The organism is Nitrospirota bacterium, from assembly GCA_013388455.1.
Lineage (GTDB): Bacteria > Nitrospirota > Thermodesulfovibrionia > Thermodesulfovibrionales > SM23-35 > JACAFF01.
This window is the reverse complement of the sequence record JACAFF010000013.1, coordinates 1-9543: the sequence shown is the minus strand read 5'-3', so window position 1 is coordinate 9543 and position 9543 is coordinate 1. Positions and strand designations below refer to the sequence as shown.

The 9543-nt window shown below is 39.6% G+C and carries 10 protein-coding genes; all 10 read left to right on the top strand.

The window, feature by feature from the left end:
• A partial coding sequence (locus HXY53_03380; protein ID NWF75608.1) for a hypothetical protein occupies positions 1-376 on the top strand: 376 nt, incomplete at its 5' end.
• A gap of 149 nt (positions 377-525) precedes the next feature.
• On the top strand, positions 526-702 hold the full coding sequence (locus HXY53_03375) for a hypothetical protein (protein ID NWF75607.1): 177 nt from the start codon (positions 526-528) through the stop codon (positions 700-702).
• A 319-nt stretch (positions 703-1021) separates the two neighbouring features.
• Positions 1022-2323 carry a type III-B CRISPR module RAMP protein Cmr1 gene (gene cmr1, locus HXY53_03370; protein NWF75606.1) on the top strand — a complete coding sequence of 434 codons (1302 nt, stop codon included), beginning with the start codon at positions 1022-1024 and terminating at the stop codon, positions 2321-2323.
• Complete coding sequence (locus tag HXY53_03365; GenBank protein NWF75605.1) at positions 2307-2702, top strand: nucleotidyltransferase substrate binding protein; 396 nt, start codon at positions 2307-2309, stop codon at positions 2700-2702. The genes cmr1 and HXY53_03365 overlap by 17 nt, the downstream gene beginning before the upstream one ends.
• Before the next feature lies 1 nt (position 2703).
• Positions 2704-5571 carry a type III-B CRISPR-associated protein Cas10/Cmr2 gene (gene cas10 / locus HXY53_03360; protein ID NWF75604.1) on the top strand — a complete coding sequence of 956 codons (2868 nt, stop codon included), beginning with the start codon at positions 2704-2706 and terminating at the stop codon, positions 5569-5571.
• A complete protein-coding gene (gene cmr3, locus HXY53_03355; GenBank protein NWF75603.1) occupies positions 5568-6689 on the top strand; it encodes a type III-B CRISPR module-associated protein Cmr3 in 1122 nt (373 codons plus the stop codon). The genes cas10 and cmr3 overlap by 4 nt, the downstream gene beginning before the upstream one ends.
• Position 6690: 1 nt before the next feature.
• On the top strand, positions 6691-7611 hold the full coding sequence (gene cmr4 / locus HXY53_03350; protein NWF75602.1) for a type III-B CRISPR module RAMP protein Cmr4: 921 nt from the start codon (positions 6691-6693) through the stop codon (positions 7609-7611).
• Positions 7612-7613: 2 nt separating this feature from the next.
• The gene (gene cmr5 / locus HXY53_03345) at positions 7614-8009 is read left to right on the top strand and encodes a type III-B CRISPR module-associated protein Cmr5 (protein NWF75601.1); all 396 of its coding nucleotides are present in this window, start codon (positions 7614-7616) and stop codon (positions 8007-8009) included.
• Complete coding sequence (cmr6, locus tag HXY53_03340) at positions 8009-9103, top strand: type III-B CRISPR module RAMP protein Cmr6 (protein NWF75600.1); 1095 nt, start codon at positions 8009-8011, stop codon at positions 9101-9103. Before cmr5 ends, cmr6 begins: the two co-directional genes overlap by 1 nt.
• A 107-nt stretch (positions 9104-9210) precedes the next feature.
• The gene (locus HXY53_03335) at positions 9211-9534 is read left to right on the top strand and encodes a nucleotidyltransferase domain-containing protein (protein ID NWF75599.1); all 324 of its coding nucleotides are present in this window, start codon (positions 9211-9213) and stop codon (positions 9532-9534) included.
• Positions 9535-9543 lie beyond the last annotated feature (9 nt).

The following is a 9543-nucleotide window of genomic DNA, read 5'->3' as shown; positions in this document are numbered from 1 at the left end:
TTTTTATACCCACCTACTCAGACAGAAACTTGAAAGATGCCCTTATCCTGATAAGCTCTACTGTGGGAATTGCTATGACTGTTTTATTCAAATTAATGACCTTGCTGCCCCGGGAATTACGGAAATAATGGCAAAGGATTATGAGATTATTTATGGTCAGCATTCAGACCATGTATATAATTTTCGTACAAAGTGGAAAGACGGAATAGATTTAAGCAAGCTTCGTTCCGACAGAAGTAAGATAAACAAAGACATTATTGAAAACCTTGAAGATGAAACCCTTGCAACTTATTACACAATAACTTCTCTTAGGAAATGGGGGGGAACAAGGTTTGGCGTAAGGGTGGAGAAGGGGAAGATAAGGATTGAGTCATAAGTATAATTTAAATTATACGAATCGTGATTATACTTTTTGGAGATTGCTTGAAGTTTGTAATTAGACAGAACGAAGAAATAGATATTATTGCGCTTGATGATGAGTCAAATACAGCATACTTTGGATAATGTAAATGGAGCAATAAAAAAGTGGGTGATAATATTTATCAAGACCTTGTAAAAAAATCGCAACTTGTTGACTGGCACAAAAATAAAAGAAAAGAAAAATTTATATTATTCAGTAAAAATGGTTTCACATCAAAGATGATAGAAATCGCTAAAAAAGAAAATGTTTTATTGGTTCAGAGTGAAAAGATTATAAAATAACAATATTTCGGAAATATTTCTTCTGTTGCAAACAAAATATAAATATAGGATACTTTTATAAGTTTTTAACTTTAAACCTTGAACTTTGAACTTATTATACGGAGGGTTCGAATATGGTATTTAATCAAAAATAATATCATACGATAATATTGGGAGCTTTGCTGTTACACAAATAGGAAGGAGCAAAATATATGATAGATAATTTTTTATCAATCGTTAAAGGCGCTCTTTTACATGATATTGGCAAGATTAGCTGATTTCATTCTAAAGCTTGAATGCATAAATTTGAAGCTTTAAGGAAAGGAGGAAAGAATAAGATATGAAAAAAATCACTTTTGAAATAGAGACTATTACCCCAATGTTTCTCTCAGGGGCAGATCAGAGCAAGGCGGAGCTCCGAGCAGCCAGCATTAAAGGGTTGCTACGATTTTGGTGGCGGGCTATGCAGGCCGGAACCGAGGTGGACAGATTAAAGAAAGCAGAAGACAAGATATTCGGCAGCAGCGATGAAACCGTAGGAGGCTCAACGTTCTCAATCAGAGTCACCCAACCTGACAAAACTCCTGTCCCTTCCTATCCAAATCCAGGCAGAAATGATCCTGTAGGCTATCACTTTTATTCGGTTTTTATGCAAAGGGGCAAAGAGCGCTCCTATTTCCGAGAAGGAAGTAAATTTAACATTATCTTGTTTTCACGGCAAGAGCAATATCTGAAAGATGCAGCCGCTTCTTTATGGGCCTTACTTTACCTCGGTGGATTGGGTACGAGATCAAGACGTGGAGCTGGAAATATGGTTGTGACCAATCTTGAAGAAGGGGGAGAGACTCTTAACGACACGGGGTTGGATTTTATTCCCAAAGGTAATAACGCAGAGGAGATTGCAGAGTGGCTTATGAAGAATTATAATGCGGCGAAAAAATTAATAAACAACAACAAAACTGTGTTCATATCTGAATATTCCAACCTTAGCTTTGCAAGATTCGTTATCAGTAATACACATTTCAACTCGTGGAAGGATGCGTTGGGAGCAGCAGGATTTAAGGCATTTAGAGATAACAACAAATCAAGAATCTATGAGACTGCCTCCTTTGGCTTTCCCGTCATTCATAGAACAACACCTACTACGGTTACAGGCAAGGCCGGCGGTGAACCTTATGCAAGAAGAAGTTCTCCCATAATCTTTAAGGTTATTAAGGCCGGGAATAAATTCTACTGGATAGTCATAAGACTTTCAGGAGAGTTTTTGCCTGATGGCGGAGTAATCAAAGCAAACAATACCCAAAAGACCCAAAAGCCTGACTATGGCATTATTGATGAATATTGGTCGGAACTAAAAAGTAACGGCACGGAATATATACTTTCAATGCCTGACTCACTTAAAGACATTATAGGTAAAATAAGAAAAGAATATGATCCTCAAAAAATAATCCTTTTCGGCTCAAAGGCGAGAGGTGATTTTCATAGTCGTTCCGATACGGATATCGCTGTTGAATCTGAAAAACAGTTGCCAACCTCAACACTTAATGGAGCATTGGATATGATTAACCTTAAAACAGCGGAGGTATCGCTCAAAAAAATAATAGATAAAGAAGGAGTGGTAATTTATGAGAGAAAGAATTAAAAGATATTTTGACGACTTTGAAAAGGCGTTGACAAATCTTGAAAGAGGAGCCGAACAATCAAGCGATGCCCTTGACGTTGACGGAACGATAAAACGATTTGAGTTGTGTTATGAGCTCTCGTGGAAGCTTATAAAGGAATACCTTGCTGATTTAGGGATCATTTGCAAGAATCCCCGTGACTGTTTTAAGAGCGCATTTTCAAACGACCTTATTGATAGCGAAGATACATGGCTGAAGATGATAGAAGACAGGAATTATTTGGTTCACACCTATACATTTGAAGAGTCAAGAAAGATATTTGATCGCATAAAAGATTCTTATGTGAACTCATTGAAATATCTATATAAAGCGATACAACTGAAAAGCGCAGGAGAATAATATGGACGTCGAACTTGAAATAAAAAAAATTCAGGCTTTACTTCACGACCCTCCGGAGAAGCCTATAATTCTTGGCAAGATTGGGCATGAAGGAAGGGCAAAGGAGCTAATGCTCGAGCTTGGACTTGTGGATGAGGCAAGTATTCCAGATGATGTCAGAACTGCCGACCACATTTCATCTGCAGCAGATCGCATCAATTTGCCTAAACATGAACATTTTATTGCCGATTTCTGTGGGAATCCTATTATCAAACACCCTTTATCTGCAAAAGAGTTTAACCTAAAAAAACTGCCTGATGATACATCAAGGATTACAGCTTCAGCTGACAGGGCAATTATCAATCTTGAGAAGAAATATTCAGGGGATAAAGAAAAGCTTTATCTTGCATTGTGGCGGGAGTTGTTTGGCAGTCTAATGGACAAAAAAAATGATGTAGCTAAACTGGGGCAACTGTGGGAACTGCTTCCAGCGGATACAAGGATTCCCGACCATTCGATATGGGAACATAAGCGAGTAACTTCTGCAATCGCAGGAGCTTTGCCAAAGTTAGCATTTTTGCTTTTTGCAATTGGACCGGTTCAGGACTTTATTGCTACTGCACGTAAGACTCAGGATTTGTGGGCTGGGAGTTATCTGCTTTCTTATCTTTCATGGAGTGCTATGAAATTAGTGGCTGAAGAATTTGGTCCCGACAGCCTGATATTCCCAGACCTTTGTGGGCAGCCATTTGCAGATAAATGGCTCATTAATGATAAGAATTTAGAAATTGCAGAGCCGGAACTTGAAAAACTTTCATCCCCCACTCTTCCAAATCGTTTTCTCGCTATTGTGCCGGCAGATTCGGTCAGAGATATTGCTGAAAATGCTAAAAAGCAGGTTCAAAAAATCTTTCATGAAGCTTGTTATGCAGTTAAAGATGCAATGGAAGCAAGGCTCGGTATTGAGCTTGACGATTGGGAGCATATCTGGAGTAGGCAGACCGCTGATTTTATAGAGACCTACTGGGCTGCAACTATTTTTGAAAATATGAAAGACATTGCCGGTTTTATCAGTGAATATAAACAGTTGATGGGAGTCGCAGATAAATGGGCGTTTGATGCTCTGCTAAGTGCATACAAGAAAGGCTTTGCTCCCAATATTGGCACCATATACGGACAGATATATAAACTTACTGAGAAGGCGCTTGGAAGCAGTAAGGCTGTTAGAGATTTCAAGCAGCAAGACGAGCCGAATCATAAATGCACATTATGTGGTGTAAGAGAGCCGGTGCATCCGGGATTGCACAATAACAAAGACTGCTCAAAAGATTTTGGTGCTTTAAGGGGCTTTTGGCAGGAAAAGGTATTACCTAATTTTCCTCAAATAAGAAAATCGGAAAGATTATGTGCGGTATGTGTCACAAAGAGGCTATCATCAAGGCACTACTTTAAGGAAAAACTACAATTTAATAATATTGATGACAATTTTCCTTCTGTCAGCATGGTTGCTACGGCGTCTTTTAAATTGAGGGTAATTGAGAATATAAATAACAATAATCTTGCTGTAAAAGTTGGCTGTTTTGTAGATGCTGTTGATGCACTTGCGGGAGACCGCTGTTCAGGCATTCCGATTCCGATGGTCATACGCGCATGTCGTGATGAAATCAGCAAAAAATTTGCAAGACTTGAAGGTGATTGGCTTTATAAAGAGACATTAGAAGATAAAGAAACTCTCTGGGAAGAAAACAAAAATAAGATGTCTGAAGATGATTTTGATAATGTTTTACTAACAGCAAAAAAGAGATGGAAAGAATTATTTGATGCAATCAAAGAGATTGATAAAACATTGCCTGATGATAAACGCATAGGTAGTCCATCAACATACTACGCCATTCTCCTTATGGACGGCGACAATATGGGCAAGTGGTTGTCTGGCGAGAATGCCCCAACAATAGGCGATGTGTTGCATCCAATTGTAAAAAACACGCTTGAATATGACCAAAATTGGCAGGCATTGCTGAAACAAAGAAGACCCCTTAATCCATCTCTGCATCTTGCAATCAGCAAGGCATTAAGAGACTTTTCGCTTCATGTTGCTCGTGAGATTGTAGAAAAAGACCATCTCGGCAAGGTTGTTTATGCTGGTGGTGACGATGTGCTTGCTTTTGTAAATCTTAGAGATTTGCCGGAGGTAATGAGAAAATTAAGGGCATATTTTTCGGGCTGCCTTGTCGCCGATGATACTACAAACAAGATTGCTATTGACTTCAAAGAAGGCGAAGGATTTATTCCAGTTGATGATTCCGGCGAGGCTATAAATGTAGGCAGCGGCAAACAAATAAAAGGCTTCATGCTCTCAATGGGGAGTAAGGCAACGGCGAGCATGGGCGTTGTGATTGCTCATCATAATACAAATCTTTCACAGGTGCTTGATGAGGTGCGGAAATGCGAAAAAGAAGCAAAGAAGTTAAGAGACAAAAACGCCTTTTGCATTGCTCTTGCAAAACAATCGGGTGGGACGGAGCAGGTAAGCGCTAAATGGTTTTACGATTTTGGTTACGAGGGACAAGGAGGAATTTTTGAGACAATCCCACTCTTTAGTCAATGGGCTGATGCTTTTTATTACGATTATATATCTCCAAAAATTGTGTATGCATTGAGAACTGAAACGATAGGTTTAGAGAAATTACCTGCTCAAGCTATAAGACTTGAACTGCTTCGTATTGCGAAGCGACAGTGGAAAAAAAAGAAAGAAAAAGAATCTAATGAGAAAGTATTGGGGGAACTTGTTAGCGGCATTATGAATCTTCACGCGGGTGGGCTTTCACTTGATGAGATCGGCAAGTTTCTCTCTGTGGCAGCGTTTCTTGGAAGGGAGGGAACCAGATGAAAATATTCATAGAGCCGAATGATGTTTTAATGTTTCGAGACGGCAGACCATTTGCAGGCGGTGACGACCATTTTGCAAGAGGAATATTCCCGCCTTCCCCGGCAACGATTTACGGGGCATTGCGTTCTCATATGTTAAGTAATAAGTCTGGAGAGTTCGACACATTTAAATCAGATGCCTCAAAAATATCAAAACATATAACAGATGAAATCGGCACGCCTGATAAATTGGGTTTGTTTGCTCTTACTCAGTTTACATTGGCAAAAAGAAACGGCAGCATTATTGAACAGTTCTTTACGATGCCAAAAGATGTCGTCAAAAAGAAGGGAAGCGAAGATTTGAGACATTATGGACTTATGCCCCAAAATTTTTCAGAGGGGAAGATAATGACCGACCTTCCGTCAGGGCTTATCAATATGTGGTATCCCTCAGAGGATACGATGGAGGCGGTATCGGGATTTCTGTCCGTAAAAGAAATGGCAGATTATCTAAATGGTAAAGTCCCGTCCATAGTAGCAGAAACAAAATATCTTTTTGATAAAGAAGAAAGGACAGGTATCCGCAAGAGCAAGACTTTACGCAGCGTTGAGACAGGAGGACTTTACAGTGTAGAGTATTTCAGGCTGAACAAAGATGTAGGTTTTGCCGTTGAGGTTGAAAACACAAATCTCCTGCCCGAATCAGGCATATTGAGGCTTGGCGGCGATAACCGCGCGGCAAAGTATTCAAAAGCATCATGGAATGGAATTCATGCTGAAAATATTAAAAAGAAGATAGCCCAAAATAACCATTTCAAACTTGTGCTTACCACTCCTGCGATATTTAAAAAAGGCTGGATACCAGAGGGGATAGATTCAAACACAATGCAAGGCGCAATCAACGGCATTGAATTAAAACTAATTAGCGCTTGTTTAGGCAAGCCTGTCGGCATTGGCGGATATGACTTTGTGAAAAATCATCCGAAAGTAATGAAGAAAGCAGTACCTGCAGGTAGCGTCTATTACTTTGAGCTAAAAGAAGGCGCTGTTGACAGCCTGTTTGACAGGCTATGGCTTAAATCCATAAGCGATGAAAGGGCGCAAGAAGGTTTTGGAATAACATTGATAGGAGGGTATTGATATGTTTAAAGAAGCGAACGTACTGTTTATCTATACAGAAACATCTTTGCATTGTGGCAGTGGTTCAAGTCTTGGAGTTGTTGACCTGCCTATACAAAGGGAGAAATACACGGATTATCCTGTTTGTCAGGCATCAGGTGTGAAAGGCGTGGTGCGGGAGTGGTTTGAGTTTAAATATAAAGAGGATAATGAATCAAAGAAGAAGATTAAATATACCTTTGGTCCCGATTTTGGCGATAAGAAAGAAGAAAGCGATGCCTTTGCTGGCGCAGCAACTTTTACTGACGCACGGCTTTTGTTGTTCCCCGTTCGTTCATTAAATGGCGTGTTTGCTTATACAACCTCCCGTTTTGCCTTGAGCAGATTAAAAAGGGATTTGCAAATGGCAGGGGTAAAAGATATTAAATGGAATATTCCGCCAGATTTGGGAGATAAAGTTTTGGGCGTTTCAGGAAGCAAAATTACAGATAAAGCAAATAAGGTTGTTCTTGAAGAATACACCTTTGATTTTCAGGTAGAAAATAATGTCCAGGCTATTGCTGAATGGATTGCTAATAATGCAATTTCAAAAGGTACTGAATACGAATTCTGGACGAGAAAGGCAAAAACAGACATTGTTGTTTTACCCGATAATGCCTTTAGAGACTTTGTAAAGCTCTCAACAGAGGTGCAGGCGAGGATTAGGATTAATAATGACACCAAGACCGTTGATAAAGGTGCTTTATTTTATGAAGAAGCATTACCTTCTGATTCCTTGCTTTATGCAGTAGTGATGGCGCATGACGCCGCAAATGCAACTTTTAAGGCTGAAGAGATAATGAAACTACTTAATGAAATTGACGGCAATCGTCTCCAGTTCGGTGGAGATGCAACGATAGGGAAGGGAATTGTGAATGTCAATTTCCTGAAGGAAGGAGTATAGAGATGAGCAACATTGAAAACATAGAACATGAAAGAGCAAAAGAAGCTTGGAGCTGTGTTGACTATGTTAATACTGAGGAGAGGGATACGTTTAAGAAAGAATATCGCAGTGTAGTTATGAAAACCCCCACAATGATAATTACAAATGGACTTGGACAAACACTCGCATTTCTAAAATCTAAAGGTAAAAATGATGCCAATAAGCCTGAAGAAAAATTATATAAAGATATTGAAGGGTGGCTTAACAAGCGAGTTCAGTGGAACGCAAAGGGCGAGCTGATGGAGAAAGTAATCTCTTTGCCTAACGATAAATTCAGATATGCCACTGCTGAGGCACTATCTTTTTTATCGTGGATGAAAAGATTTGCCGATGCCGTGCTCCCGAAGGAGGAGTCATAATGAACCTGCCTTTACCTAAAGAAACAAGAGAATATTTTGGGAATGAGATAAATCGCATTTTAAAAACCAGCAATTTTTATTTGCTCTTCAATAGATATGTATATTCTTGGCAGAATGGCTGGCAGATGGAAGAGAAAGACTCAAAGGAATTCCGATCTGCTATATCTAAAATCACCTTTGCCAAGGATTACTTTAATAATTTACTTGATCGCCGAAAGGCAATGATCAAATCCTTACAATCCGCCGGCTGGCATGTCGAATCATTCGACGCAACCACCGACAGCCGTCTGATTATCGGCCTGGGAGGAACAAGTGTGATTGAAACAGGCATGACACTACATCCATTATACGGGTTTCCATATCTGCCGGGAAGCGGACTAAAGGGGCTTACAAGGGCTTATGCTGAGATTGCAATAGAGCCAAAACCAACAGGCGAAGAATTAAGGGAAATATTTGGCTCTGAAGATAAAGACCCTCATAATGTTGCAAATAACCGTCAGGGCAAGGTCTTCTTTATGGACGGACTGCCGACCCTATTTCCGAAACTTGAGTTGGATATAATGAATCCCCATTACGGCGATTACTATCAAGGCAAGAAAGATAGCAAAGAGCGTCTTATTCCACCAGCCGATTATCTTAATCCTAATCTTGTTACATTCCTCACAGTTGCAGCAGGGCAGAAATTCATATTCGCAGTTTATTCAAGGGATGCAAATTTGCTTGCTAAGGCTAAAAAATTGCTTATTGGCGGATTGACCGAACTTGGCGCAGGGGGCAAGACAAATGTGGGGTATGGATATTTCAAAATAGACAGAGCTGAAGATGTTGGAGCTTTGGATAGTAGTGTTATAAAGCAGACTACCGCTTCTATTTCAGAGAAGCTTACTTGGGCTGATGCAGCAATTACATGGAATCCAGGAAACCAGACCCTTATTGCGAAGAAAGAGGGGAAAAAGGCGGAACTGAGAGTCAAAGATAAATCGATTATTCCAAAGGAGTACCATGATGTTCTTTTTAACAAAAGGAAACCGATAAACGCGTCTATTGAGATAGAGCAGATCGGCAATGCGTTCAGAATAGTTAAGATATTGTAATTTATAAATTTGCCGGCTGGGCGGTGATGGAGGTTGCAGGTTAAGTGGATAATGAATTGCTTTCATTAAAAGAAGTTCTTAAAAGGCTCAAAAAAGAAGGCAAAGTTATGATAGCCGTTCTCTACGGTTCCTATGCAAAAGGCAGTGCTCACAAAAGGTCTGATATTGACCTTGCTTTATATCTGAATGTAAAAAACGAAAAAGAGGAAATGGAGATAATAGATAACATTTTGATGTCTTCCGATATGGATATCTCCATATTGAGACTGCATGATAAAGACGAATCTCCATTTGTGATGCAGGAAGCACTTAAAGGAACACACCTTATAGAACCTGATACAGATACTCTTTATTCGATCACTCGAAAGATTTTACATGATTGTGAAGATATAAGATTCAGAAGGGAGATAAAGGTTGAACAGGGTCGATAAACTTTTTGG